This is a genomic window from Dietzia sp. MNB45 (assembly GCF_051994785.1).
GTDB classification, from domain to species: Bacteria; Actinomycetota; Actinomycetes; order Mycobacteriales; family Mycobacteriaceae; genus Dietzia; species Dietzia kunjamensis.
The window spans coordinates 1521771-1545662 of record NZ_CP163397.1 but is presented as its reverse complement, the minus strand read 5'-3'; the positions used below and the strand labels follow the sequence as shown (position 1 = coordinate 1545662).

The 23892-nt window shown below is 70.9% G+C and carries 28 protein-coding genes; 7 read left to right on the top strand and 21 right to left on the bottom strand.

The genetic code is table 11. The annotated features are described in order from the left end of the window. Positions 1-18: 18 nt before the first annotated feature. The 17 genes from trpC to AB5G72_RS07400 all read right to left on the bottom strand — a co-directional run bounded on the left by trpC (position 19) and on the right by AB5G72_RS07400 (position 13288). Complete coding sequence (trpC, locus tag AB5G72_RS07480; RefSeq protein ID WP_120285875.1) at positions 19-831, bottom strand: indole-3-glycerol phosphate synthase TrpC; 813 nt, start codon at positions 829-831, stop codon at positions 19-21. 97 nt (positions 832-928) lie between these two features. Beyond that, a complete protein-coding gene (locus AB5G72_RS07475; RefSeq protein ID WP_244200860.1) occupies positions 929-1576 on the bottom strand; it encodes a TIGR02234 family membrane protein in 648 nt (215 codons plus the stop codon). Beyond that, on the bottom strand, positions 1573-3114 hold the full coding sequence (locus tag AB5G72_RS07470; protein ID WP_440221343.1) for an anthranilate synthase component I: 1542 nt from the start codon (positions 3112-3114) through the stop codon (positions 1573-1575). The genes AB5G72_RS07475 and AB5G72_RS07470 overlap by 4 nt, the downstream gene beginning before the upstream one ends. Further along, the gene (locus AB5G72_RS07465) at positions 3111-3290 is read right to left on the bottom strand and encodes a tautomerase family protein (RefSeq protein ID WP_182633802.1); all 180 of its coding nucleotides are present in this window, start codon (positions 3288-3290) and stop codon (positions 3111-3113) included. Before AB5G72_RS07465 ends, AB5G72_RS07470 begins: the two co-directional genes overlap by 4 nt. A gap of 5 nt (positions 3291-3295) precedes the next feature. Next, on the bottom strand, positions 3296-3649 hold the full coding sequence (gene hisI, locus AB5G72_RS07460; RefSeq protein WP_119191825.1) for a phosphoribosyl-AMP cyclohydrolase: 354 nt from the start codon (positions 3647-3649) through the stop codon (positions 3296-3298). After that, positions 3646-4419: an imidazole glycerol phosphate synthase subunit HisF gene (gene hisF / locus AB5G72_RS07455; RefSeq protein ID WP_096905587.1), complete on the bottom strand. Its 774-nt coding sequence runs from the start codon at positions 4417-4419 to the stop codon at positions 3646-3648. Before hisF ends, hisI begins: the two co-directional genes overlap by 4 nt. Before the next feature lie 7 nt (positions 4420-4426). Then, the gene (locus AB5G72_RS07450; RefSeq protein WP_159148050.1) at positions 4427-5341 is read right to left on the bottom strand and encodes an inositol monophosphatase family protein; all 915 of its coding nucleotides are present in this window, start codon (positions 5339-5341) and stop codon (positions 4427-4429) included. A gap of 65 nt (positions 5342-5406) precedes the next feature. Next, complete coding sequence (priA, locus tag AB5G72_RS07445) at positions 5407-6162, bottom strand: bifunctional 1-(5-phosphoribosyl)-5-((5-phosphoribosylamino)methylideneamino)imidazole-4-carboxamide isomerase/phosphoribosylanthranilate isomerase PriA (RefSeq protein WP_119191827.1); 756 nt, start codon at positions 6160-6162, stop codon at positions 5407-5409. Beyond that, positions 6162-6413 (bottom strand): hypothetical protein, encoded by a 252-nt coding sequence (locus AB5G72_RS07440; RefSeq protein WP_067713966.1) that lies wholly within the window; start codon positions 6411-6413, stop codon positions 6162-6164. Before AB5G72_RS07440 ends, priA begins: the two co-directional genes overlap by 1 nt. Positions 6414-6435: 22 nt before the next feature. After that, on the bottom strand, positions 6436-7101 hold the full coding sequence (gene hisH / locus AB5G72_RS07435) for an imidazole glycerol phosphate synthase subunit HisH (RefSeq protein ID WP_132063206.1): 666 nt from the start codon (positions 7099-7101) through the stop codon (positions 6436-6438). Beyond that, on the bottom strand, positions 7098-8345 hold the full coding sequence (locus tag AB5G72_RS07430) for an MFS transporter (RefSeq protein ID WP_440221342.1): 1248 nt from the start codon (positions 8343-8345) through the stop codon (positions 7098-7100). Before AB5G72_RS07430 ends, hisH begins: the two co-directional genes overlap by 4 nt. Before the next feature lie 7 nt (positions 8346-8352). Continuing rightward, entirely contained in the window at positions 8353-8976 is a 624-nt protein-coding gene (gene hisB, locus AB5G72_RS07425) for an imidazoleglycerol-phosphate dehydratase HisB (protein ID WP_154830838.1), read from the bottom strand. Next, a complete protein-coding gene (locus AB5G72_RS07420; protein WP_440221341.1) occupies positions 8973-10112 on the bottom strand; it encodes a histidinol-phosphate transaminase in 1140 nt (379 codons plus the stop codon). The genes hisB and AB5G72_RS07420 overlap by 4 nt, the downstream gene beginning before the upstream one ends. Next, entirely contained in the window at positions 10109-11449 is a 1341-nt protein-coding gene (gene hisD, locus AB5G72_RS07415; protein ID WP_440221340.1) for a histidinol dehydrogenase, read from the bottom strand. The genes AB5G72_RS07420 and hisD overlap by 4 nt, the downstream gene beginning before the upstream one ends. A 20-nt stretch (positions 11450-11469) precedes the next feature. Continuing rightward, positions 11470-11700 (bottom strand): hypothetical protein, encoded by a 231-nt coding sequence (locus tag AB5G72_RS07410; RefSeq protein WP_440221339.1) that lies wholly within the window; start codon positions 11698-11700, stop codon positions 11470-11472. Positions 11701-11729: 29 nt separating this feature from the next. Then, positions 11730-12632: a hypothetical protein gene (locus tag AB5G72_RS07405; protein WP_440221338.1), complete on the bottom strand. Its 903-nt coding sequence runs from the start codon at positions 12630-12632 to the stop codon at positions 11730-11732. Positions 12633-12661: 29 nt separating this feature from the next. After that, a complete protein-coding gene (locus tag AB5G72_RS07400; protein ID WP_440221337.1) occupies positions 12662-13288 on the bottom strand; it encodes a hypothetical protein in 627 nt (208 codons plus the stop codon). A gap of 230 nt (positions 13289-13518) precedes the next feature. Between AB5G72_RS07400 and AB5G72_RS07395 the strand changes: the two genes are divergently transcribed. Both AB5G72_RS07395 and AB5G72_RS07390 read left to right on the top strand, forming a co-directional pair. After that, entirely contained in the window at positions 13519-15039 is a 1521-nt protein-coding gene (locus AB5G72_RS07395; RefSeq protein WP_440221336.1) for a lamin tail domain-containing protein, read from the top strand. 122 nt (positions 15040-15161) lie between these two features. After that, positions 15162-15620, top strand: coding sequence for an Hsp20/alpha crystallin family protein (locus tag AB5G72_RS07390; protein WP_259821770.1), 459 nt, complete (start codon positions 15162-15164; stop codon positions 15618-15620). A gap of 74 nt (positions 15621-15694) precedes the next feature. Here AB5G72_RS07390 and AB5G72_RS07385 read toward each other — a convergent pair whose 3' ends face one another. The 3 genes from AB5G72_RS07385 to AB5G72_RS07375 are packed head-to-tail and all read right to left on the bottom strand — an operon-like array spanning position 15695 to position 18991. Then, positions 15695-17305: an NERD domain-containing protein gene (locus AB5G72_RS07385; protein ID WP_440221335.1), complete on the bottom strand. Its 1611-nt coding sequence runs from the start codon at positions 17303-17305 to the stop codon at positions 15695-15697. A gap of 59 nt (positions 17306-17364) precedes the next feature. Further along, a complete protein-coding gene (locus AB5G72_RS07380; RefSeq protein ID WP_440221334.1) occupies positions 17365-18054 on the bottom strand; it encodes a class I SAM-dependent methyltransferase in 690 nt (229 codons plus the stop codon). Continuing rightward, entirely contained in the window at positions 18038-18991 is a 954-nt protein-coding gene (locus AB5G72_RS07375; RefSeq protein ID WP_440221333.1) for an NAD(P)/FAD-dependent oxidoreductase, read from the bottom strand. Before AB5G72_RS07375 ends, AB5G72_RS07380 begins: the two co-directional genes overlap by 17 nt. 109 nt (positions 18992-19100) lie before the next feature. Here AB5G72_RS07375 and AB5G72_RS07370 point away from each other — a divergent pair, with 109 nt between their 5' ends. Continuing rightward, entirely contained in the window at positions 19101-19685 is a 585-nt protein-coding gene (locus AB5G72_RS07370) for a helix-turn-helix domain-containing protein (protein ID WP_120285857.1), read from the top strand. Positions 19686-19785: 100 nt separating this feature from the next. Here the strand turns inward: AB5G72_RS07370 and AB5G72_RS07365 are convergent, their stop codons facing one another. After that, on the bottom strand, positions 19786-21045 hold the full coding sequence (locus tag AB5G72_RS07365) for a hypothetical protein (RefSeq protein WP_440221332.1): 1260 nt from the start codon (positions 21043-21045) through the stop codon (positions 19786-19788). Positions 21046-21211: 166 nt separating this feature from the next. Here AB5G72_RS07365 and AB5G72_RS07360 point away from each other — a divergent pair, with 166 nt between their 5' ends. From AB5G72_RS07360 to AB5G72_RS07345, 4 genes are read left to right on the top strand one after another with little or no spacing between them, the layout of a single operon-like run. Next, positions 21212-21799: a biotin transporter BioY gene (locus tag AB5G72_RS07360; RefSeq protein ID WP_067713928.1), complete on the top strand. Its 588-nt coding sequence runs from the start codon at positions 21212-21214 to the stop codon at positions 21797-21799. Beyond that, positions 21796-22488 (top strand): energy-coupling factor ABC transporter ATP-binding protein, encoded by a 693-nt coding sequence (locus AB5G72_RS07355; RefSeq protein WP_440221331.1) that lies wholly within the window; start codon positions 21796-21798, stop codon positions 22486-22488. The genes AB5G72_RS07360 and AB5G72_RS07355 overlap by 4 nt, the downstream gene beginning before the upstream one ends. Then, complete coding sequence (locus AB5G72_RS07350; RefSeq protein ID WP_159148819.1) at positions 22489-23088, top strand: energy-coupling factor transporter transmembrane component T family protein; 600 nt, start codon at positions 22489-22491, stop codon at positions 23086-23088. It begins immediately after the preceding gene. Between the two features lie 58 nt (positions 23089-23146). Beyond that, on the top strand, positions 23147-23890 hold the full coding sequence (locus AB5G72_RS07345; protein WP_440221330.1) for a phosphodiesterase: 744 nt from the start codon (positions 23147-23149) through the stop codon (positions 23888-23890). Positions 23891-23892 lie beyond the last annotated feature (2 nt).

The following is a 23892-nucleotide window of genomic DNA, read 5'->3' as shown; positions in this document are numbered from 1 at the left end:
GAAGCCGGCGGCACCGGCCTAGCGGGGTCCCTGCGGGCAGGACGGGTGGGCACCGGCCGTGGCCAGGGCGTTGCAGGCCGCCCGCGGGTCGCCCTGTGTCACCAGTCCCTCGCCCACGAGCACGGCGTCCGCCCCGACGCTGGCGTACGCCAGGAGGTCCGAGGCGTCCCGGACCCCGGACTCGGCAATCTTGACGACGTCGGACGGGAGCCCGGGCGCGATCCTGGAGAACACGTCCCTGTCGACCTCGAGTGTCTTGAGGTTGCGGGCGTTGACACCGATGACCGTGGCGCCGGCCTCCAGCGCGCGGTCGGCCTCCTCCTCGGTGTGGACCTCCACCAACGCCGTCATACCCAACGACTCGGTGCGATCGAGGAGCGACACCAGGGCGTCCTGCTCGAGCGCGGCCACGATGAGCAGGATCAGATCCGCGCCGTGCGCCCGCGCCTCGTGGATCTGGTACGGCCCCACCACGAAGTCCTTCCGCAGGACCGGGATGTCGACCGCGCGGCGGACCGCGTCGAGATCGGCCAGGCTGCCGTTGAAACGGCGCTCCTCGGTGAGGCAGGAGATGACGCGCGCCCCGCCCTCCTCGTACATCCGGGCCAGGACAGCGGGGTCGGGGATCTCGGCCAGGGCGCCCTTGGACGGGCTGGCTCGCTTGACCTCGGCGATGACGCCCACCCCGGGATCGCGCAACGCCTTGAGAGCGTCGAGCGGGTCCGGCGCCGACTGGGCCGCGTTCTTCACGGCCGCCATATCGATGACGGCCTCACGGGCCGCGACGTCCTCACGGACCCCGTCGAGAATCGAGTCGAGCACGGTACCCACCGTGACCTCCCTCTGCAGTCGTAGGGCGGAAAGTGTGATCGAGATCAACAATAGAGGTCCCGGCCGGGGTTCCCGAATCGAGACCGCCCTGACCCGGTCAGCCGGTCGGATCCCGTCCGTCGTCCAGCTCCTGCCACAGGTCCCGCCCGGCGTCGTCCTCCGTGGCCGGTCCGGTCGCCGCACCCTCCCGCCGGGCCGCCGGGGTCACGTACCGGTCGTCACGGCGCACCGGGCGGGCCGGACTGGCCAGGACGACGATCCCCGCCGCCAACAGGGCGACGGCGCCCGCGCCGGTGATCACGGGTCCCGCGGGCCGGGTCGACAACTCGGTGATCTCCGACCACTGCGGGATCGCCTCCGCGCCCTCGGAACCCGGCCCGGCATCGGTCCGGGCCAGGCCCTCGTCACTCGTGATCACCGAGTGGACCCGGTCGGCGTCGACCTCCCCCACCGACATCGCCATGAGGCCCCCGGCGGCCACGCCGAGCAGCGCGATGACGGCGCCCACCGCTCGCGCGGCAGTACCTCGGACCAGGGCCACAGCGGCGATCGCCGCCAGCGCGCCCAGTGCGAGCGGGACGAGGGCGGGTTGCCAGTCCGCTCCGGTCAGGGCCCGTCGGCCCTCTCCCGACTGGTCGTTGAAGGCCACCACGTCGAGCCACACCATCCGCGAGGCGACCCACAGCAGCGCCGCCCCCACCACCAACAGCACGACGGGGACCAGCAGACGGGCGCGGTGGGTCACCGGCCCTCCCCGGCGTCGCGCAGTGTCTCCGCGGCTGCGACGGCCCGCAGGACCGCCATCGCCTTGTTGCGGCACTCCGCATCCTCCGAGGCGGCAACCGAATCGGCGACGATGCCGGCACCCGCCTGGACGTAGGCCGTGCCGTCCTTGATCACGGCCGACCGGATCGCGATGGCCTGATCGGTGTTGCCGGCGAAATCGACGTAGCCGACCACGCCCCCGTACACACCGCGTCGCGTGTCCTCGAGGTCCTCGATGATCTGCAGTGCGCGGGGCTTGGGCGAACCGGACAGCGTGCCGGCCGGGAAACAGGCGGTCACGGCGTCGATGCCCGTCTGCCCGTCGGCCAGGCGCCCGGTCACCGTGGACACGAGGTGCATCACATGGCTGTAGCGCTCGACCTGGCGGAACTCGGTCACCTCCACCGTGCCCGGCACGCAGACCCGGCCGAGGTCGTTGCGACCGAGATCGACCAACATCAGGTGTTCGGCGTTCTCCTTGGCGTCATCCACCAGGTCCTTGGCGAGCAGGACGTCGTGCTCCTCGTCGTCGCCCCTCGGTCTGGTCCCCGCGATCGGATGGGTCGTCGCCGCCCCGTCCTGGACGGTCACCAACGCCTCCGGGCTCGATCCCACGATGGTGAAGGCGGTATCGCCGAACCCGTCCTCCCCGCTACCGTCCGGGATCGTCATGAGGAACATGTAGGGGCTCGGGTTGGTGGTGCGCAGAATCCGGTAGACGTCGCGCGGCGAGGCGGCGGTGTCGACCTCGAACCGCTGACTGAGCACCACCTGGAAGGCCTCGCCCGAGTAGATCTGCTCGATGATGTCGGCGACCCGCGCGTGGTACGTCGACTCGTTGGTGCAGCGACGCACATCGGGGGCGGGAGTGTCGAACACGCTCACGCCGCCCGTCCCCGGGTCGGCGAGCCGCGCCGTCATCGAGTCGACCCGGGCCACCGCGTCCGCGTAGGCCTGCTCGACCCGCTCGTCGCTGCCGTCCCAGTTGACCGCGTTGGCGATGAGATGGATGCGGCCCTCATGATGATCGAACGCCGCCAGATCCGTGGCCAGCAACTGGACCATCTCCGGCACCTGCAGGTCGTCGACGGTGTCGGGCCGGATCCGCTCGAGCCGGCGCACGATGTCGTACCCGAGGTAACCGACCATCCCCGACGTCAACGGGGGCAGTCCCGGGATCTGATCGGTGCGCAACAGGTCGAGTGTCCTCCGGAGCGCGTCCAGCGGGTCACCGCCGGTGGGCGCGCCCGCGGGCACGTTGCCCCACCACGTCGCCTCGCCCGAGCCGTCGACGGTCAACGCGGCGGCCGCCCCACAGCCGATGAACGACCACCGCGACCACGAGCGCCCGTGCTCCGCCGACTCCAGCAGGAACGTCCCCGGTCGGTCGCCGGCGAGCTTGACGTACGCGGACAACGGGGTCTCGGAATCCGCCAACACCGTGCGCACCACCGGCACGACCCGGTGGCCCGCGGCGAGCGCGCGGAACTGTTCGAACGTGGTCGTCTCGGTGCTCATCCGAAGGCCTTGCCGCCGATCCCGAAGGAATCGTGCGGCATGTCGTGGACGTGGACCCACACCTTCGCCGGGTCCTTGCCCGAGGCCTCGGCGTACGCGGCCGTGACCGCCTCGATGACGCGGGCCTTGTCCGCCGCGGCCATCCCGTCGAGTTGGTTGATCTGGATGAAGGGCACGCCGTTCAGTCCTCTCCGAGCAGGGTTGCGGTGTCGAAACAGCTGGTGGTGCCCCGGTGGCAGGCCGCGCCGGTCTGGTCGACATGGAGCAGGACGGTGTCTCCGTCGCAGTCGATCTCCACGCGACGCACGTGTTGCACGTGGCCGGAGGTCTCCCCCTTGACCCACCGTTGCCCACGCGAGCGGGAGTAGTACACACCCCGCCGGGTCGCCAGCGTCTCCGCCAGGGCGGCGTCATCCATCCACGCCATCATGAGCACCCTGCCCGACGTCGCGTCCTGCACGACCGCGGCGACGAGGCCGTCGGCGTTGCGCGACAGCCTCTCGGCGATCGAACGATCCAGGACGTGGGCGCTCATCGGACCGTGATCCCCTCTGCCGCGAGCGCGTCCTTCACGTCGCCGATGGTCATCTCCCCGAAGTGGAAGACACTGGCCGCGAGGACGGCGTCGGCCCCGGCGTGGACCGCCGGAGCGAAGTGCTCGACCGCACCGGCACCGCCCGAGGCGATGACGGGTATCGACACCGCCTCGCGGACCGCCTTCACCATCGCCAGGTCGAAACCCGCCTTGGTGCCGTCGGCGTCCATCGAGTTGAGCAGGATCTCGCCCACGCCGAGCTCCTGCCCGCGCCGCGCCCACTCGACGGCGTCGATGCCGGTACCGCGGCGACCACCGTGCGTGGTGACCTCCCATCCCGACGGGGTCTGCTCGGACCCCTCGGGTACGGTCCGCGCGTCCACGGACAGGACGATGCACTGCGAGCCGAATCGTCGACTGAGCTCGCCGAGCAGCTCGGGGCGGGCGATGGCGGCGGTGTTGACGCTCACCTTGTCCGCGCCGGCCCGCAGCAACTGGTTGACATCCTCCTCGGTACGCACGCCTCCTCCCACGGTGAGGGGGATGAAGATCTGCTCGGCGGTGCGCTTGACCACGTCGATCATGGTCCCGCGACCCGACGACGACGCGGTCACGTCGAGGAAGGTCAGCTCGTCGGCGCCCTGCTCGTCATAAGCGGCGGCCAACTCCACGGGATCACCCGCGTCGCGGAGGTCGAGGAAGTTGACGCCCTTGACCACGCGGCCGGCGTCCACGTCGAGGCACGGGATGACCCTGGTGGCGAGTGTCATGATCCGGTCACCGCCCGCCCTGGAGCCACGGACGGGGGCTCTCGGGTTCCGGAGTGGCGCGCCGTCGCCCGGCCTCGAAGAAGTTGCTCGGCTCGCCGAGTTGACGGATCGTGTCGAGGACCTCCGCGTGGGCTCGCGGGCCCGCGGCGAGGATGGACTGGGAGTCGGTGGACCAGGGCTCCCCCGTGAGGTCGGTGACCACACCACCCGCTGCGCGGACATGGGAGGCGCCGGCCGCGTTGTCCCACGCGAAGTTGCCGAAGCTGACCGCCGCCGACAGTCGCCCCGAGGCGACGAAAGACAGGTCCACCCCGGTGGAGCCGAACTTGCGGGTCCGGGCCGCGTCGAGCGTGAGCTGCTCGAAGACCTCGCGGCGATAGGCCGGAGGGTAGGTCGTGCGGGCACCGGTGTTGAGGGAACCCAGCCCCAGTGCGACGTCACGGATGGAGACGTCGGGGATCTGCGAGACCTCCGCGCCGTTCTCCTTGAGCGGTCCCCCCGCGATCGAGGTGAACGTCATCCCCAGCAGCGGCAACCAGGTCAGCCCCAGCACCGGCTGACGCTCGTGGACCAACGAGACCAGGATGCCGGCGGTCGGGATGCCCAACGAGTAGTTGGCCGTGCCGTCGACGGGGTCGACCACCCAGAGCGTGCCCTCGTTGACGGGCGGACCGCCGTACTCCTCACCGTGCACCTCGAGCCCTGTCCCCTCCCTCAGCGCCTCCGAGATACGGCGCTCCAACTCGAGGTCCAGTTCGGTCGCGAAGTCGTTGCGCGATCCCTTGTTCTGGATGCCCTTCGCGCCGACCCCCTCGACGAAGCGAGGAGTCACCTCGTCGAGCACGCGCGTCGCCAGTGCGAGCGCCTCGGTCGGGTCGACGGGGAGGTCCGTCGGCAGGGCATTTCCGGTCTGATGGTCCATCTCGGGCCTCCTGCTCGAGGTCATGCGGGGTCGGGAAGCTACCTGGCGGTCACGGGGCCGCGTGGTCAGCGTCGGCTGACGGCGGCGAGCGCCTCGGGAAGGGTGAACCGGCCCGCGTAGAGCGCCTTGCCGACGATCGCGCCCTCCACACCCTGCGGCACCAGCGTGGCGATGGCCTCGAGGTCCGCGACCGAGGAGACACCGCCCGACGCCACGACAGGGGCATCGGTGGCCGCGCACACCTGCGAGAGCATCTCGAGGTTGGGCCCGTTCAGCATGCCGTCCTTGGACACGTCGGTGACGACGTACCGGGCGCAGCCGTCCGCGTCCAGACGCTCGAGAACCTCCCAGAGGTTGCCGCCGTCGGAGACCCATCCGCGACCACGCAGCCTGGGCTCGCCGTCGACCACTCGCACGTCGAGTCCCACCGCGATGCGATCGCCGTGCCGGGCGATTGCCGAGGCACACCACTCCGGGTTCTCCAACGCGGCCGTACCGAGGTTCACGCGCGCACAGCCGGTGGCCAGGGCGGCCTCGAGCGAATCGTCATCGCGGATGCCACCGGACATCTCGACCTTGACGTCGAGCGCCCCCACGACCTCGGCGAGGAGATCGCGATTCGAGCCCCGGCCGAACGCGGCATCGAGGTCCACGAGGTGAACCCATTCCGCACCGTCACGCTGCCACTGCAGCGCCGCGTCGAGCGGCGCCCCGTACGAGGTCTCGGTCCCGGCCTCCCCCTGGACGAGACGGACGGCCTGACCGTCTGCGACGTCGACGGCGGGCAGGAGTTCGAGATAATTGGCGTTGGTCACGGCCATCAGCCTAGTCCGTCGTCACCGGGGCGCTCCGCCTGCCCGCCGGGCTCCTCGCCGTACTCGGCGCGGATCGCGCGATCGGTGATGCGGTTGGACACCAGACCCATCGCCGCGACCGCGAGGATCAGCCCGACCAGTGCGACGACGGCCTTGCCGACCGGCGGCACGGGGAGCACGGCCACCGCGATCGCGGTCAACGCGAGACCGAGGACTCCCGCCCCGGCCACCCCCAGCGCGAGCACGGCGAAGGACACCGGGGCCCGGTCCCCTTCACCCCTATCGGACAGAACGGATCCAGTTCTCGAGGAGCTGCAGTCCCGCGTCGCCCGATTTCTCGGGGTGGAACTGAGTGGCCGACAGCGGCCCGTTCTCCACAGCCGCGATGAACCTGGTGCCGTGCTCGGCCCAGGTGACGTCCGGGGCGCGCAGATGATCCGACGGCTCCATCTCCCAGCGCTGGACGCCGTAGGAGTGGACGAAGTAAAACCGCTCGTCGGCGGGCATGCCGGCGAACAGGACGCTGTTCGAGGGCGCCTCGACGGTGTTCCAACCCATGTGCGGCAGCACAGGCGCGTGCAGCTTCTCCACCACGCCGGGCCACTCACCGCACCCGGGGACGCCCGGCGAGTCCTCGTGCTCCCCGTCCGAGAACTCGGTGCCTCGCTCGAACATGACCTGCATGCCGACGCAGATTCCCAGGACGGGCCGGCTGCCGGCGAGACGCTCACCGATGATCCGGGGGCCCTTGACCGCTTCGAGGCCCTTCATGCAGGCGGCGAACGCGCCGACCCCCGGCACGACCAGCGCCTCCGCCTCGGTGGCGACGCGGGGATCCGAGGTGAGCTCGACCTCGGCGCCGACCCGCTCGAGCGCACGGTGCGCGGACCGCAGGTTTCCCGAGCCGTAGTCCAGGAGTGCTACCCGTGTGGCGGAAGTCGTCATTGGTTCACCTTATCGCCGGTGTCGGTCAAGGTCAGATCGCGCGTGGGCCTGGTGCGTCGAGCGCCCACCGCCGCCGGGCCGCCCACCGCGAGGACGACTCCGGCCGCCACGGTGAACAGCACGACGTAGCCGAAGCCGGCGAACCCGCCCATGACGACGGATCCGAGACCGGTACCGGCGTCGAAGGAGATGTTCCACGACGCGGACGCCGTCCCCAGGCGCGAGCGCGGCATCCGTTCGAACGACGCGACCAGGGCTTCGTTCTGGACGGCTCCGAACCCGAGACCGAAGATGACGGTCGGGACGAGGAACCACCAGGGGTTCACCTCCATCGTCAACAACCCGGCGATGCCGAGCATTCCGAGTGCCGCCACCCCGAGACCCGGCCAGACCAGTGCGCCCGGTCCACGCCGGTCCGAGATGAGCCCGGCGACGGTGCGGCCGACGATGACACCGGCGCCCAACAGTCCGAGTCCCACGCCGGCGACGACCGCACCGCTTCCGGAGACGATGGAATCCAACGCGGGTGACAGGAACGACGCCGCCGCTCCGTAGGGCAGGGTCACCGCCACCATGACCAGGAACGGCCCGGCCAGGAGTAGAACGACCTTCCTGGCGCCGAGCGCCGACTGGTCCGACTCCCCCGGCGGACTCGGGTACACGTGGGGCAGGCGGGCGGCGGCGACCAGGCCCACGACGCCGAACCCGGTGGCCGCCCAGGCCACCGTGGGCAGGCCGAAGAGGTCGAGCAGCCACAGGCCGACCGGCAGGAAGATGGCTTCGGAGATGCCGACGGCGAGGCCGATCAGCGACGTCGCCCGACCGAGCATGCCGGGTGGCGCGAGTTCTGCCACGAGAGCCGAGCCGGCGACGGTCATCATGCCGAAGCCTGCGCCTCGCACACCACTGATCGCCAACACCGCGAACGGGCCGTCGAACAGGGCGAGCAGCCCCGAGGGGAGACCGAGCAGTGCGCTGCCGATACCCAGTACCCAGCGATAACCGATCGCGCCCGTGACCCTCGGGGTGGCGAGTTGGAACAGGACGGTCACCGTCATGAACACGCCGGTGGTGGCGCCCGCGACGAACTCACTCCCGCCGCCACGGACCACGGCGAGCGGCACCACGGGCAGCAGCAGGGAGAACCCGCCAAAGGCGAGCAGGACCAGGACGAATGCGGCCGGAACCCCGGGGGTACGCGCCAGCTTCGAGAAGGCCCCAGGGGTCTGGACGCGCGGGGTCACGCCGGCATCACAGCGCGCCCTTGGTCGAGGGGATGCCGGTGATCCGCGGGTCCGCCTCGACGGCCGCGCGCAGAGCGCGCGCCACCGCCTTGTACTCGGCCTCGGTGATGTGGTGCGGATCGCGGCCGTAGTGCACGCGGACGTGCAACGCGATCCGGGCGTTGTAGGCGAGGGTCTCGAACACGTGCCGGTTGAGCACCGTGCCGTAGGGCGCGCTGTCGTGACCGATCACGACGTAGCCGACCATCATCTCGGGCTCACCGGTGTGGACGAAGTAAGGCCGTCCGGAGACGTCGACGATCGCCTCGGCGAGCGTCTCGTCCATGGGCAGGGAACACTGACCGAAGCGGCGGATGCCGCGCTTGTCGCCGAGGGCCTGCGCGAGTGCCTGTCCCAGGACGATCGCGGTGTCCTCTACCGTGTGGTGCGCTTCGATCTCGCTGTCACCGGTCGCGCGCACGGTGAGGTCGAAGGCACCGTGCTGCCCGAAGGCCGTCAGCATGTGGTCGAAGAACGGCACCCCGGTCGAGATGTCGGTCCGGCCCGTCCCGTCGAGGTCGATCTCCACGACGATCGACGACTCCCTGGTCGTCCTCTCGACACGACCCCGCCGCGCGGTCTGTTCACTCATCGCTTCTCCTCGGTTCGGGTCTCGATCTCGTCGACCGCCAATTCGGCGCTCACCTGCAGCAGCCGATCATTCTCGTGCTCGAGCCCGATGGTCGCACGAAGTCGACCCGGGATGCCCACGTCGCGGATCAGCACGCCGGCGTCCAGATAGCGCTGCCACGCGCGCGTCGCGTCCACGAACGGCCCGTAGAGCACGAAGTTGGCCTCGCTGGGAAGCACCTCGAAGCCCTGCTCCTCGAGCCCGGCGGTGACGCGCTTGCGTTCCTCGGCGAGCAGCGCGACGGAGGCCAGCGTCTCGTCGGCGTGACGAAGCGCCGCACGGGCAGCGGCCTGCGCGATCATCGACAGGTGGTAGGGCAACCGTACGAGCAGTACGGCCTCGACGAAGGACGGGTCGGCCGCGAAGTAGCCGAGCCTGCCACCCGCGAAGGCGAACGCCTTGCTCATGGTCCGCGACACGACGAGCTTGGTCGGATAGTCGGCGAGCAGGGTGCAGGCGCTCGGGGACGGTGAAAACTCCGCGTACGCCTCGTCCACCACCACGATGCCGGGGGCCATGTCGAGCAGGCGTCGCAGTTCGTCGAGGTCGACCACGTGCCCCGTGGGGTTGTTGGGCGTGGTGACGAACACCACGTCCGGCTGGTGCTCCTCGATTGCCCCCACCGCAGCGGCGATATCGATGGACAGGTCGGACCCGCGATCCACCGGGATCCACTCGGTATCGGTTCCGGCCGCGAGGATCGGGTGCATCGAGTAGCTGGGGACGAAGCCCATGGCGCTGCGCCCGGGCCCGCCGAACGCCTGCAGCAGCTGCTGCAGGATCTCGTTGGAACCGTTGGCGGCCCAGACCATGTCCACGTCCAGATCGACGCCGGTCTGGCGGGTCAGGTACGAGGCCAGGTCGGTGCGCAGTGCGACGGCGTCGCGGTCGGGATAGCGGTTGAGGTCTTCGGCGGCTGCGGCGACGGCGCCGGCGATGTCGGCGACCAGTTCCGCGCTGGGCGGGTGTGGGTTCTCGTTGGTGTTGAGCTGTACGGGAACCTCGAGCTGCGGGGCACCGTAGGCGCTCTGTCCGCGGAGATTCTCCCGCAGTGGTAGGGCGCCGAGCCCGACTCCGGGACGTGGGGAATCGGTCATCGTCCGTCCTCTCCCGCGCCGAGGTCCTCGAATCGGGCCCGTACGGCCTCACCGTGCGCGGGCAGCCGCTCGGCGTCCGCGAGTGCGACCACGGTCGGCGCGATCTCCTTGAGGGCGGCCTGGTCGTAGTCGACGACATGGATCCCCCGGAGGAAGGTCTGCACGCTCAACCCCGACGAGTGTCGCGCCGTGCCGGACGTGGGCAGGACGTGGTTGGACCCCGCCGCGTAGTCCCCGAGCGGGACGGGCGAGTAGGCGCCCACGAAGATCGCGCCGGCGTTGCGCACGCGGGCGGCGTCGGCCGCGGAATCGCGGGTCTGGACCTCGAGGTGCTCGGCCGCGTAGGCGTCGACCACCCGCAGGCCGGCCTCGATATCGTCCACCAGGACGATGCCCGACTGCGGCCCCTCGAGCGCCTCGCGCACCCGGTCCGAGTTGAGGGTCACCTCGTAGCGCGCCTCGATCTCGCGGTCCACGGCGTCTGCCAACGTTTCGGAGTGGGTGACCAGGACGCTCGCAGCGTTCGGGTCGTGCTCCGCCTGGCTGATGAGGTCGTACGCGACGTGGACCGGGTCGGCGGTGTCATCCGCGAGGATGGCGATCTCGGTGGGGCCCGCCTCGGAGTCGATGCCCACGACGCTGCGGCACAGGCGCTTGGCGGCGGTGACGTACACGTTGCCGGGGCCGGTGACCATGTCGACGGGCTCGAGAACGGAGTCATCCGTGTCCTGACCGCCGTAGGCGAGCAACGCCACGGCCTGGGCACCACCCACCGCCCAGACCTCCTCGACCCCGAGCAGTGAGCACGCGGCGAGAATGGTCGGGTGCGGCCAGCCACCGAAATCCGCCTGGGGCGGAGAGGCCACTGCCAGCGACCCGACCCCGGCGACCTGAGCCGGCACGACGTTCATGATCACGCTGGAGGGGTAGACGGCTTTACCGCCGGGAACGTAGAGGCCCACGCGTTCGACCGGTACCCACCGCTCGGTGACGAACCCCCCGGGGGCGACCTCGGTGACGGTGTCACCGCGGCGCTGCGCGGAGTGGACGATGCGAGCACGACGGATCGCCTCCGACAGCGCGGCCCGGATGTCCGGGTCCAACTCGTCGACCGCCCGGGCGATGACCTCGGCCGGAACCCGGATCGACGCCGGACGGACCGAATCGAACGTCTCGCCGTACTCGAGTGCCGCCGGGGCCCCGTGCTCGCGGATCGCCTCGACCACCGGGCGGACGGTGTCGACGACAGAGTCGACGTCAGCGGCGCCGCGCGGGAGGGTGCGACGCAACTCGGCGGTGCCGAGACGGCGACCGCGCAGGTCGATGCGGGAGAGCATGGTGTGGCCTTTCCTTCGGGTCACGGGACGTCGACCACCCGGTCGACGGCCCTGACCCAGTCTAGGTGCGGCTGCCACGGCGACATCGTCACGCCACCCTCGCGGGTGTTGCCGGACCCGGCCTCCGCGTAAGGGCCCTGGTCGACCGCGCCGGGATTCGCCCGCTGTCGATACTGCTCACCCGCGAGCACTACGAGGTCGGGAGCGACGAACCGACAGGCGACCTTGTCTTCTTTCGTATCGGTCGCCACGGTCGTGTCAAGGCTCCCGCACGTGCGGGTCAGCAGGCTCCGCCCGGGATCGAGGGCAGCAGCGGCGCGAGGGCGTCCGCCATCGTCGACAGGTCCGCCGTCCCGGCCCCGAAGGACGGAGCATCGACCGCTATCGCGACGGCCACGTCCCCTCCGGCGCCCGGCACGATCCCGAACTGGCGGACCAGGTATCCGCCGCTCTCCCCCGGGCCCCAGCCGCCTTTGGACCGGGCCCCGGGGATCCGACCGAGACCCCAGCGCTGATCGGGCGCGACCTGGCCCATGAGCTCCAGGACCCGCCCGGCGGACCGCACGCAGGGCAGCCGACCACCGAAGCGGGCCTGATCGGTCAGCGCCCACCGGGTCTGACCGAAGGCCGAATACTCCGCACGGGCCCGGGCCGCCGGCACCTGTGTGGTGACGTCCCCGCCGTCGACCAGGACCGCCTCCACGGCCGAGGCCGCGGCGGTTCCGCCGCCGAGCGCGTTCCACAGCTGCTCGGCGGCCTGGTTGTCCGAGAGAGTGATCGCGGTGCCCGCATTCTCGAGCGCCTGCGGGTCGGTGCGGGCCACCGCGACGGCCAGCGGGACCTTGATGGTCGACCACGCCACACCCGTTCTCCACTCGCCCGCCGTCTGCACGTCCCCTCCGCCGACCGGCGACACGGCGATACCGGCGGTGCCGGACGCCCCGTCGACAACCGAGGACAGGTCGATCGGCGCGCTCGGTGCCGCCGGGACGGCGGTGGGGGCCGCCGGCGGGGTGTCCGCGCGGACCTCCGGCGCTCCGACCCCGCCCTGCACGGGTGGCGGTGGCGCCCCGGTCACGGTGGCCACCGTCTCGGTGACCAGGACGGCCCGCTGCGCACCATCGGTCGCGCCGAGAGGGGAGCAGGCCCCCGCCGCGGCCGCTGTCGCGGCCGTGGCCGCCACGACCGCGCGCCTCCAGCGCAGCGGCACCATCAGTAGATGTAGACCACGGCGTTGTTGCCGCCGGTGCAGGTCACCACGTCTCCACCGGAACACGAGATGGTGTACACCTCGCCGGTCACCGGACTGTAGGCGTCCAGGACCATCGGCGCGCCGTTGCCACCCGCCAGCAGGTATTCCGCCCACACGGACAGGGCGAACTCGCAGGAGGTGGCGTTCGAACCCACAGCCGATCGCGAGTAGGCACCGTCTTCCGCGTTGGAGCATTCATACGAGCCGGACGGCGACGCCGGTCGCGCCGGTTGCACCGGTTGAGCGGGTCGAGCGGGTTGGACGGTGGGCTGGGCCGGGGACTCCGGCGCGGTGGCTGTCACCGAGACGGTGGAGGTCACCGGCGCTGCCGAGTCCTGTGTGAACCTCGGCACCACCAGGAAGACCGTGGCGATGACCAGCCCGATCAGGAGCATGGCACCGACGGTCAGGGCCACGATCGCGACCGGGGACATCCCCTGCTTACGTGGCGGGGCGCCGTAGTCCCCGTAGCCGCTCGATCCGTAGCCGCCGGCACCGTACCCGCCCGTTCCGTGCCCTGGCTGCTGGACGGCCCTGAACTCCGACGTGGGCGGCCCGTCCCATCCGGGGGGAGGATTCTGTGTCATGTCGCAGCTCCAGTCACCGGATCCGGCAGTCGCAGGATCCTAATCTGAAGGTGAGTTTATCGAGGTATCCCGGTTTGACGAGGGAATATCGGGCCGACCACCCCACGTTCGGGAACGGGCTGTCAGGGAGTGTTCAGCTCCCCGCCATGATCCGGCAAGCCCCCGGGCACGGGACACTCGTACGGTTCCGTGGTCACTCACCCGCGCCTGAAGCCCAGGAAAGGCCACACATGCGCTCACGCACCCTCCTCTCCGGTGTCCTCTCGACACTCCTCGCCGCCGGTGCAACGGTCGGACTGCCCACGGTCTCCGCCGCCGCACCCGCACCCGCGGCGACCGCCGCGGACATCGTCATCAACGAGGTCGAGTCCAACGGCGACCCGGTCGGTGACTGGGTCGAGCTCGCCAACCTCGACACCGATCAGGACCTCGACATCTCCGGCTGGACGCTCATCGACGGCGACCCCACGCACGACCCGATCGTGTTCCCCTCCGGTACCACCATTGAGTCCGGCGGTTACCGGTCCTTCTACACGGACGTGGACCCGGATTACTTCGGGCTGGGCGGGAACGACTCGGTGACCCTGCGCGACGCCGACGGCAACCTGGTCGATTCTACGACCTGGTCCGGCCACGCGGCCGTCACCTGGGGCCGCATCCCCGACATGACGGGCGACTTCGCCGTCACCGGCGAGTCCACCCGCGACGCGCGGAATGTCGCGGCGGTCGCGCAGGAGCCGATCGTGACGTCTCTGTGGCCCTTCGACCCCCTGACCGTCTCCCCGGCCGCCCTCGGTGGCGATTTCGCCGAGGACGACATGTCCGGGGTCGACATCGCGGCCGACGGCACCGCGTACGTCGTGAACAACGGCACCGGCACGCTCTACGTCCTCGACTACGACCGCGCAGCCGGCACGTACTCGCTCTCGCGGACCTTCGTGCTCCGGTACCCCGACGGCTCGGGGCTTCCCGACGCCGAGGGCGTGACCGTGGGCTCGGACGGCGCGATCTACGTGGCCACCGAGCGCAACAACAACGCCGGCGGCACCAGTCGCCCGTCGGTCCTGCGCTTCGACCTCCCCGCCGACCGCGACTCCGGCACGCTCGCCGCCACCGATGAGTACTCCCTCTCCTCCCTCACCGGGCAGGTCGGCGCGAACGGCGGCCTCGAAGCCATTGAGTTCCTCCCCGAAGCATGGGGAGGTGCGTTCGCCGTGGGTGTCGAGGGCACGGGCAAGGTCCATTTCGTCCAGTTCGGCGAGGCCGGAGCGGTCACGGAGTTGCAGACCTTCACGTCGCCGTTCCAGGGTGTGATGGCGCTCGATCACGACGAAACGTCCGGCACCCTCCGGGTCCTCTGCGACGAGGTCTGCGAGGGGCGCTCGATCGAGATGACCTTCGACGGGACCGGGTTCGTCACCGACGGCACTCTCTACGCCCGCCCGGCCGGGATGGCCAACCTCGCCAACGAGGGCTTCGCCGCCCACCGCGAGACCGTCGAGTGCACCGTCGGTGACGCTCAGGGAATCGCCGAGCGGGTCCGATTCCTGTGGGCCGACGACGCCGCCGCCGACGGTGCCGGCCTCCGCACGGCCGTCACCGCGCCCGGGGAGTGCCTGGAGGGTGACGACGACGAGGACGGCGGCCTGCTCGACCCGGGCGCCCTGCTCGGTTCGCTCGAGGGCCTCGGGATCGACACCGGTTCGGTCGCCGATCTGCTTCCGGCACTGCCCGCCCTCCCAGTGGGTTGAGCCCAGAGGACTCAATCAAGAAATCTGACCTGAGTCGGGAATACTCAACTACGACCCGCGGTTGGACCGAGTGCGACCCGGAGATGCCGGGAGCGCCCCGACCAGTCCTGAAGGAGACCATCATGGCCACCAGCACCCGTTTCGATCCGTTCCGTGAGCTCGACCGCCTCCTGGGCGAGGGGCTCCGCAGCGCCACCGCCTCGACTTCCCTGCCGATGGACCTCTACAAGGAGGGCGATCGCTTCGTCGGGCTCATCGATATGCCGGGGGTCGACCCCTCCACCATCGACATCGACGTGGAGGACCGCACCCTCACTGTCCGCGCCGAGCGGCGGACGCCTGCCGAGGGTGACGCGCAGTGGCTCATGCACGAGCGGCAGTCGGGGACCTTCGCCCGGCAGCTCGCCATGGGCAAGGGCCTGGCGACCGACAAGATCGAGGCCGACTACACCGACGGCGTCCTGCGCCTGGTGATCCCGGTGGCCGAAGAGGCCCAGCCGCGCAAGATCGCCGTCTCGCACGGCAACCAGAGGGCCGAGCAAGCCGAGCTCGTCGAGGGCGAGACCGACCTCGGGAGCTGATCCACCACTCCGTCGCGCCCCGGCCGCCCCGGCCTCCCCTCGAGGCCGGGGCGGCCGGTGTCGTCCGCGAGAGCTCAGGTGTCGATCTCCCCCACCACCACGAGTACGTCCGTCGCCCGTGACAGTCCCACGTAGATGCGCTCGCGGAGGCGGTCGATGCCCGCGTAGCTGTTGCACACCAGGACCACGGCACGTCGTTCGAGACCCTTGAAGCCGAGGACGTGACCGTAGAAGATGTCCTCGCCGTCCCAGAACGTCTCCCAGTAGGCGTCGTTGCCGTCCTCCTGGAGCTCGACCTGCATGGGGTGACGCGAGCCGATGGTCAACAGCGCCACATCGCGGGGCTCCCACCCCTCGTCGAGCAGCCGCATCGCCTCGTCGTCACCCACCGCGACGGGATCGGCGCCCTCCGGCACCTCCACGTACCGGACGGCGGGACCGGTGCCGCCGCGCAACTCCATGCGCTGACCCACCAGCGGCATGAACGCGCTGGCGATCTGCCGCGTATTGCGCAGGTTGTGGTCCAGCACGAGCGGCACGAGGTCCACGGGCGGGCGGCCGGCACGCTCGAACACACTCTGGCTCGCGTCGCCGACGATCATGAGCCGACCGTTCTCCCTGTCACGCAGCGCTCCGACGACCGGCTGCCACCAACTGTCGGCGAAGTCCTGGGCCTCGTCGACGATCACGGCGTCGAAGCGCCTGCCGTCGGGCAGTTCGTCTGCCAGGTCGGACATCAACCCGGGCAGATCCTCCTCCCACCACCGCACCGTCTCCGTGGACCGAATCCGCTCGTCCGGGCCCACCGGCGCGCCCCACTCGACGCCCAGGGCGTGGAACTCACCGACGTACGCGGGTCGTTCCCGGCGCTTCCATCCGCTGGTGACCCGCTTGAGGTAGCTGGCCAGCCCGTGCGAGTAGCAGATCAGTGCGACCCGCTGCCCGTCCCTTGACAACCGTCGAGCCTGTTCCAGCGCCAGATAGGTCTTACCGCTGCCCGCGCCGCCCCGGATCTCCACCCGCGGCAGGGCGTCGACCGCCCGCAGGAGCACCGACTGTTCACGGGTGAGCGCGTCGGCGATGTCGGCGTTCTCGGCCGCGCGGGCCACCACGTCGCGCTGGGGCAGCCCCCGACCTCCGAGGATCTCGGACAGCCGGTCGACGGTGTCCGCGGACAGGAACGGACGGTCAGCCGGGCCCGAGTCACGGGCCAACCGGAAGGCGATCATCGCGAGGTCGTCGAGCTGGTCGCGGTCCACGATCCGGTCGCGCGGGATCTCCGGCATCGCGAAGTCCGCGGGGATCGAGGCGTTCGGGAACACCAGCATGTGGGTCCAGCGCTGGAGCTGATCCGGCCACCGCGGATCCTCACTGACGTACCCGCGCAACGCGTAGAGGGCGTCGCGGCACTGGGCGACCGGGTCGATGGTGACCTTCTTGGTGCCGCTGCCCTGCACCCACCGGCCGTCCTCGACCGCGATCTGCCCGGCCTTGACCTCGATCGCCACGATCCCCGCGCCGGGCATCGCCACGAGGATGTCGACCTCGTGTTCCTTCTCGTATGTGGACACCCGCTGACCCACGACGATCAGGCTGTCGTCGGAGAGCTGGTCGCGGAGGAGGTCGACCACCTTCTCCTCGGTGGGATGTCCGTAGACGGGGTGAGCGGGGATGACACGGGCCATGTATAAGAACTACCTTCGCCACCGTCGCGCGGGTCGGCCACACGCCGCGACCCACCGCCTCAGGGCCTCCTGGTGGCTGTGACGACGACGTCGTGGACCGTCACGGGCGCGCCGCCGTGGCCCGGCATCTCGCGCGAGGTTTCCTCGGCCGCGACGATCTCCCACCGGTCGGCCTCGAGCCGCGCGGTGACGGACGCCGCGGTGACACCGGCCTCTGCCGGCGGATGGGCGCCGCGATCGTGCCCGGCGTGGGTCACGTGCCCGCCGTGCCGCCCATGCCCGGCGTCGTTCAGGTGCCCGACGATGAGCAGCGTGCCGCGAGGGGCGACCCAGCCGGCGAGCCGCTCGTAGAAGTCCAGCTGCGGAATCGCCGGGTGGGCGTAATGGGTGGTGACCAGGTCGTACCGCGCCGGAGGCTCCCAAGCCGAGAGGTCCGCCTCCACCCACGACACCCGGCCGGACAGCCCGAGCTCCGCCGAGCGCCGGGCGGCGATCGTCAACGCCTCCGCGGCGATGTCCGCCCCGGTGACCTGCCAGCCCTGCGAGGCCAGCCAGAGCGCTTCGGTCCCGGCTCCGCAGCCCGCCTCGAGCGTTGTCCCGGGGACGAGGCGGGAGACCTCCCGGATCAGGTGCGGGTTCGGGGGGTTCGCGGCCATCGCGGCCGGGCGGTCACCGTCGTCGTCTCCGACGCTGCCGCCGGCACCCGCCCAGATGTCGTCCCAGTAGGCGCGGTCAAACTCGTGTGCCATCGCGCACCTCGACCGCCTTCTCGAGGTCGGCCATGATCAGCGAGGCGTTGATCTGCTGCGCGGCGCGGGCCCCCTGGGCGGCGGCGGCTCCGACCTGCGCCATGAGATCGGCGCAGTTGCCCGCGGCCCACACCCCCGGCACCGGGGTGGCGCCCATCTCGTCGGTCGGGATGACCGTGCCGACCGGGTGATCGACCGCCTCCAGACCGATGGCCGCGTACGGCTCGACCCCGACCGTCAACCGGGTGGCCACCACGACGGCGTCCAGATCGATCACCTCGTCGTCGTCGACCTCCACGCCGACCACCCGCCCACCGTCGGCCACCACGCCCGAGATCCCCCGCTCCTCGATCGGGATGCCCAGGGCGGCCAGGGCGACCCGATCCTGCTCGTCGATCGGGCGACCGCCGCTGAAGAACGTGATGTCCCGGCTCCGCTGGTGGAACAGCATGGCCTGGTGCGCGGACATCGGGTGGATCCCCAGGATGCCGATCCGCTGGTCGCGCACCTCCCAACCGTGGCAATACGGGCAGTGCAGGACGCCGCGCCCCCACTGCTCGCGGACCCCGGGGATGTCGGGGAGTTCATCGCTCACCCCGGTCGCGATGAGCAGTGTGCGGGTGGGCAGCACCGAACCGTCGCGCAGGATCACGTCGAAGCCGTGCCCGGCCGTGCGGGTGTCCACGACCTCGCCGTCGAGGACCTCGCCGTCGTACCGTCTGACCTCCGCGCGGCCTCGCGCGAGCAGGTCCGACGGGCTCACGCCGTCCAGGGCGAGCAGCCCGTGGACACCCTCGGCGGGAGCGTTGCGCGGCTCGCCGGCGTCCACCACCGTCACCCGACGGCGGGCGCGGGCCGACGTCAGCGCGGCGCTCAGGCCGGCCGCCCCGCCACCGACCACCACCACATCCCGCAGTTCCCGATCGTCCGAGTCCATCTGTCGACCTCCGCTCTCCGGGCCACCGGTTCCGGGCCCCGTCCCCCTCGACGATGATCCCTTCACCCGGATGTCGCAACTAACCTTGCCAGTGTGGCAAACTCGGCGCATGACCGATCCGACCGCCCGCACCCTCGACGCCGTGGGTTCGCGGCTGAGGGCCCTCCGGCAACGCCGCGACCTCACCCTGACCGCCCTGGCGGAGTCCACCGGGATCTCCACCAGCACGCTGTCCCGACTCGAGTCCGGGCAGCGCCGACCCACCCTCGAACTACTGCTGCCGCTGGCGCGGGCACACGGCGTCACCCTGGATCAGCTCGTCGACGCCCCGCCGACCGGTGACCCGCGGGTGACGCTGCAGCCGATCGCCACCGACCACGGCGCGACCGTGATCCCGTTGTCGCGCCGACCGGGCGGGATCCAGGCGTACAAGTTCGTGCTCCCCACCGGGAGTGACGACGACGAGCCCCACCTCCACGTCCACGAGGGCTACGACTGGGTGTTCGTCCTGGACGGCAGGCTCCGACTGGTCCTCGGCGAGCACGATCTCGTCCTCACGCCGGGCGAGGCGGCCGAGTTCGACACCCGCACCCCGCACTGGTTCGGCGCCACGAGCGCCGGCCCGGTGGAGTTCCTCAGCCTGGTGGGCCGGCAGGGCGAGCGGGCGCACATCCGGGCGGCACCGGCCCGGTGATCTTCGCGACACGATGTCAGCATCGTGTCGGACACGAGGGCGAGGGGCGGTTCCGAGCAGGCGAGTCGGTCGCCCTGCCGGGAGCTGTGATCGTCCTCCCCTACCGCCCCGGGACGACCGCCCACCCCGTGGTCATCTGACCGGCGAACTCCGGCAGACGCACCAGGATCCGGTTCTGCTCGGCACGGGGACGGAAACCCACGTCGAGATACCGCGGCGCCTCGTCGGGGCGGTCGCGGACGAGCGAGCGGTACGCCGGCACCAGGTCCTGTTCGATGTACTCCCACCGTGGTACGCGGTCGGCCCAGTTGAAGGCCGGGAGCGGCGTGTGGGCGACCACCGGCTGACCGCCCACCTCCGCGCGGACCGAGAGTGGTCGGAACCGCCCCAGCGTGCGGGCGCCCGGGATGTCGGGCGCCCCGCCGACGGTGGTGATGTAGGTGAGCACCCGGCCGACGTCGCCGCGACCGGAGGCGGTGGCATCCCACTGGTCGGCGATGATCTGGTTCTGCTCCCGGGACGCCATCCGCAGCAGCGCCTCGGACAGGCCGTCGGGGGATCCCTCGTCGAGCATCCGCCAGGATTCCAGCGCATAGTCGTCGTACGCACGTCCCGCGGCGAGTTCCTCGACCGCGGGCAGGCCCCCCGCGGCGTAGGCCTCGTGCACCGGGATCATGTCCGTGAATATGTGCCGCTGCATGACGAGGAGTCGGTGCAGGTACCAGTCCACGTCGGGTTGCCGCAGTGTGGGGCCGACCGTGGCCAGCAGCCGGACGTCGCGCGGCATCTCGCGGGCCACCTCCCACGGCAGCCCGGCCATCGCTCCCCCGACCCCGAGCCCCACCTCGTGCACCCCGGGAACGGTGAGCAGCCCGCCGACGTCGTCCAGGTCCCAGAACCCGGCGGCGAACGACATCCCCGCGAGCCCGGCCATCCCGGCCCACCAGTACCCGTCGTGGGAGTTGTACAGGCGCAGGTAGTTGACGTACACCTTGTCGACCGTGTCGAGGTTAGCCGCCAACCCCCGGGCGGGTTCCCACAGCTCCAGGTCGATGTCGGCGTTCTCCGCCCCCACCGCCAACCAGTACTGGCGCGCCAGGGTCGAGTACCTCTCCGGGGCGACACGGGCAGCCCTAACCACGTCGAGCGCGGCCCGGAGCTCGGCCACGTCGGTGGTCATCCCGGTGGAGACGCCGCCCGCCATCTCGCCGTCGGCGTTGTCGGCCGGGACATCGAGGTAGACCGAATACGGCGTGGCACCGGCGGTCGTCGGCGAGTGCACGACGGACACCACCGTGAGCATGAGAGCGGCGAGCAGTGCGACGGTGAGGGCTCCGAGTCCGTCTCGTGCTCGACCCATGACGCACCGCCCCCCGCTCGCCCGACTGTGATCTGAGTCACTTTATGCGGCATCCCTCCGGCCGGCGACCGCACGCGCCGGAGCCCGATGAGGCCATCCGACGTGACACGCGCGACAATGGACCGGATCAGGCTGTCGAGCAGCACCCGCGGAGCCAAGGAGTCCAGTGAGCACCACCGTCGACCGGGCCCCGGCCCGTAGCGCCACCCGAGACCTCGCCCAGATCGCGGTGTTCGCCGCTCTCATCGTGGTGCTGGGCCTGCCCGGCCAGATCAGCATCGGTTCGGCGGGTGTGCCCATCACCCTGCAGACGCTCGGCGTGATGCTCGCCGGCTCACTGCTCGGCTGGCGCAAGGGCGCCCTGTCGGTGCTCGCGGTCATGGTCATCGGCCTCGCGCTGCCGGTGCTCGCGGGCGGCCGCACGACCCTGACCTCGCTGGCCGGACCCACCGCGGGCTTCCTCATCGGCTGGATCCCGGCGGTGATCGTGATCGGCCTGCTCACCGCGTGGATCATGCCGCGCTACCGGCTCGTCCCGGGACTGCTCATCAACATCCTCGGCGGCATCGTCGTCATCTATGCCGTCGGGGTGGCCGGCATGTTGCTCCGCACCGAACTGACGCTCGGCGGTGCGATCGCCGCCAACACGGTGTTCCTGCCGGGTGACCTGGTCAAGGCGGTCGTCACGGCGATCGTCGCGACGCAGGTCCACAAGGCACGTCCCGGCCTGATCGCGCCGCTGCGCCGGAAGTGACCAGCACGGAGATCCGCTTCGACGGGGTCGGCCACGCCTACGGTGACCGGACCGTCCTCGCCGACGTCGACCTGACCCTCACCGAGCGACGCATCGGGATCGTCGGCGTCAACGGCGGCGGCAAGTCGACGCTCGCTCGGATGATCAACGGTCTCGTGGTCCCCACCACCGGGACGGTCACCGTCGACGGCCTCGACACCCGCCGCATGGGCGCGGCGATCCGCCGCCGTGTGGGCTTCTGCTTCACCGATCCGGACACCCAGATCGTCATGCCGACCGTGGAGGAAGACGTCGAATTCTCCCTGCGCCGTTCGGGTCTGAACCGGGAGGAGCGACGACGACGAGTCGCGCAGGTGCTCGAGACCTACGGCCTGGCCGGCCATGCCGAACATCCGTGCCACCTCCTCTCCGGGGGCCAGAAGCAGTTGCTGGCCCTGGCCGCGGTGTTGGTGATCGAACCCGCCGTGGTGGTCGCCGACGAGCCCACGACCCTGCTGGATCTGCGCAACCGGGCGCTGGTCGCCGAGACGTTCGCCGGGTTGCAGCAGCAGCTCGTGGTGGTGACGCACGACCTGGACCTCGTCGCCGACTTCGACCGCGTCCTGGTGGTGAACGGCGGCCGGGTGGTGATCGACGACGCCCCCGGCCCCGCGCTGGCGGGCTATCGGCGGATCGCGCTGGAGGCCTAGGTGTTCGCCACCTATCAACCGGGGAACTCGCTCCTGCACCGACTGCCGGCAGGGTGGAAGATCCTGCTGGTGTGCGTGCTCATCCTCGTCGCCACCCTGGCGATACGCGAGCCCTGGCACGTGCTGCCCGCCCTCGGGGTGACCGCGGTCCTCTACGCGATCGGACGGATCCGTCCGCGAGCGGCGTGGGACCAGGTCCGCCCGGTGCTGCCGATGCTCGTCGCGATCCTGGTACTCCAGTGGATCGTCGCCGACCTCGACACCGCCCTACGGGTCTGCGGCGCCCTGCTGGTCGCCATCACCGTGGCGGGCCTCGTCGCCTTGACCACGCGGGTCTCGGACATGCTCGACGCCGTCACGCGGGCCGCCCAGCCGCTGCGGCACGTCGGTGTCTCACCGGACCGGATCGCACTGGTGTTGGTACTGACCATCCGCGCCATCCCCCTGCTCGCGCGTCGGCTTCGCCAGGTCACCGAGGCCCGCAAGGCCCGTGGCCTGGGCATGTCGATACGCGCGCTCGTCGTGCCGACCGTGCTCGGTGCCCTCACCACCGCCGACCAGTTGGGCGACGCGTTGGCCGCCCGGGGCGTGGACGACTGAACCCGACCGACGTTTGGATGCGGACGCCGTCCCCGGCACCGCTGCGTATCGTGGGGCCATGTCCCGACGCACCCGGAATGCCGGCCGCGACGACGCCGCAGCGAGCTCTCCAGCCGAGCCTTCTTCCCCCCGGTCCTCCGCTCTCGTGCCCACCACGACGGAGTCGAAGGAGGTCGCGCTGCGCTCGGCGCCCCTGTCCAGTCTGGCCGGGTCCGCGTTCGGCGCCGTGGCCGCGGTGGCGCGACTCGTTCGCCCGAAGGCGCTGCACCCCAAGGGCGTGATCGCCGAGGCCACGCTGAGCGTGACCGGGGTCGGTCGCACGGGGTCGTCCCTGCTGGACGTGACGGGCCGCTGGCCGGCGACGATCCGGTTCTCCCGCGCGGTGGGGCTGCCGGACGCGGTGCCCGATATCGGCGGGATGGCCGTCCGCATCCACGCCGAGAGGCCGGTGGACATCCTGCTGGCCAGCACCGGCACGGGCCCGCTGAGCCGGTACGTCCTCACCACGGGCTGGCGCACGATGGGCCGCACCATGACGTCCATGTTCCCGGTGCTCATCGCGGGTCGCCCGCTCCTGTTGGCCGCGATCCCCACCGGCGACGGCGGCACGTGGACCCTGCAGCACGCCACACCGCTCGGCAAGTGGAAGACGCTGGGCCGGATCACGGTGGACTCGTGGGAGGACGACGACGAGAACCTCCACTTCGATCCGATCGGGAACCGTCTGCCCGGGTCGCGCTACCCGAATGTCCTCAGGGCGCTGCGGGACCCGTCGTACCCGCCCGCCGACCGCGGCGCCTAGGG

What these genes read in the sequence shown, in the direction of transcription:
- AB5G72_RS07470 (WP_440221343.1), bottom strand. Translation starts at nt 3,114, where the DNA reads ATGAGCACCGAGACGACCACGTTCGAACAGTTCCGCGCGCTCGCCGCG.
- hisI (WP_119191825.1), bottom strand. Translation starts at nt 3,649, where the DNA reads ATGAGCGCCCACGTCCTGGATCGTTCGATCGCCGAGAGGCTGTCGCGC.
- hisF (WP_096905587.1), bottom strand. Translation starts at nt 4,419, where the DNA reads ATGACACTCGCCACCAGGGTCATCCCGTGCCTCGACGTGGACGCCGGC.
- AB5G72_RS07450 (WP_159148050.1), bottom strand. Translation starts at nt 5,341, where the DNA reads ATGGACCATCAGACCGGAAATGCCCTGCCGACGGACCTCCCCGTCGAC.
- priA (WP_119191827.1), bottom strand. Translation starts at nt 6,162, where the DNA reads ATGGCCGTGACCAACGCCAATTATCTCGAACTCCTGCCCGCCGTCGAC.
- hisH (WP_132063206.1), bottom strand. Translation starts at nt 7,101, where the DNA reads ATGACGACTTCCGCCACACGGGTAGCACTCCTGGACTACGGCTCGGGA.
- hisB (WP_154830838.1), bottom strand. Translation starts at nt 8,976, where the DNA reads ATGAGTGAACAGACCGCGCGGCGGGGTCGTGTCGAGAGGACGACCAGG.
- AB5G72_RS07420 (WP_440221341.1), bottom strand. Translation starts at nt 10,112, where the DNA reads ATGACCGATTCCCCACGTCCCGGAGTCGGGCTCGGCGCCCTACCACTG.
- hisD (WP_440221340.1), bottom strand. Translation starts at nt 11,449, where the DNA reads ATGCTCTCCCGCATCGACCTGCGCGGTCGCCGTCTCGGCACCGCCGAG.
- AB5G72_RS07400 (WP_440221337.1), bottom strand. Translation starts at nt 13,288, where the DNA reads ATGACACAGAATCCTCCCCCCGGATGGGACGGGCCGCCCACGTCGGAG.
- AB5G72_RS07395 (WP_440221336.1), top strand. Translation starts at nt 13,519, where the DNA reads ATGCGCTCACGCACCCTCCTCTCCGGTGTCCTCTCGACACTCCTCGCC.
- AB5G72_RS07390 (WP_259821770.1), top strand. Translation starts at nt 15,162, where the DNA reads ATGGCCACCAGCACCCGTTTCGATCCGTTCCGTGAGCTCGACCGCCTC.
- AB5G72_RS07385 (WP_440221335.1), bottom strand. Translation starts at nt 17,305, where the DNA reads ATGGCCCGTGTCATCCCCGCTCACCCCGTCTACGGACATCCCACCGAG.
- AB5G72_RS07380 (WP_440221334.1), bottom strand. Translation starts at nt 18,054, where the DNA reads ATGGCACACGAGTTTGACCGCGCCTACTGGGACGACATCTGGGCGGGT.
- AB5G72_RS07375 (WP_440221333.1), bottom strand. Translation starts at nt 18,991, where the DNA reads ATGGACTCGGACGATCGGGAACTGCGGGATGTGGTGGTGGTCGGTGGC.
- AB5G72_RS07370 (WP_120285857.1), top strand. Translation starts at nt 19,101, where the DNA reads ATGACCGATCCGACCGCCCGCACCCTCGACGCCGTGGGTTCGCGGCTG.
- AB5G72_RS07365 (WP_440221332.1), bottom strand. Translation starts at nt 21,045, where the DNA reads ATGGGTCGAGCACGAGACGGACTCGGAGCCCTCACCGTCGCACTGCTC.
- AB5G72_RS07345 (WP_440221330.1), top strand. Translation starts at nt 23,147, where the DNA reads ATGTCCCGACGCACCCGGAATGCCGGCCGCGACGACGCCGCAGCGAGC.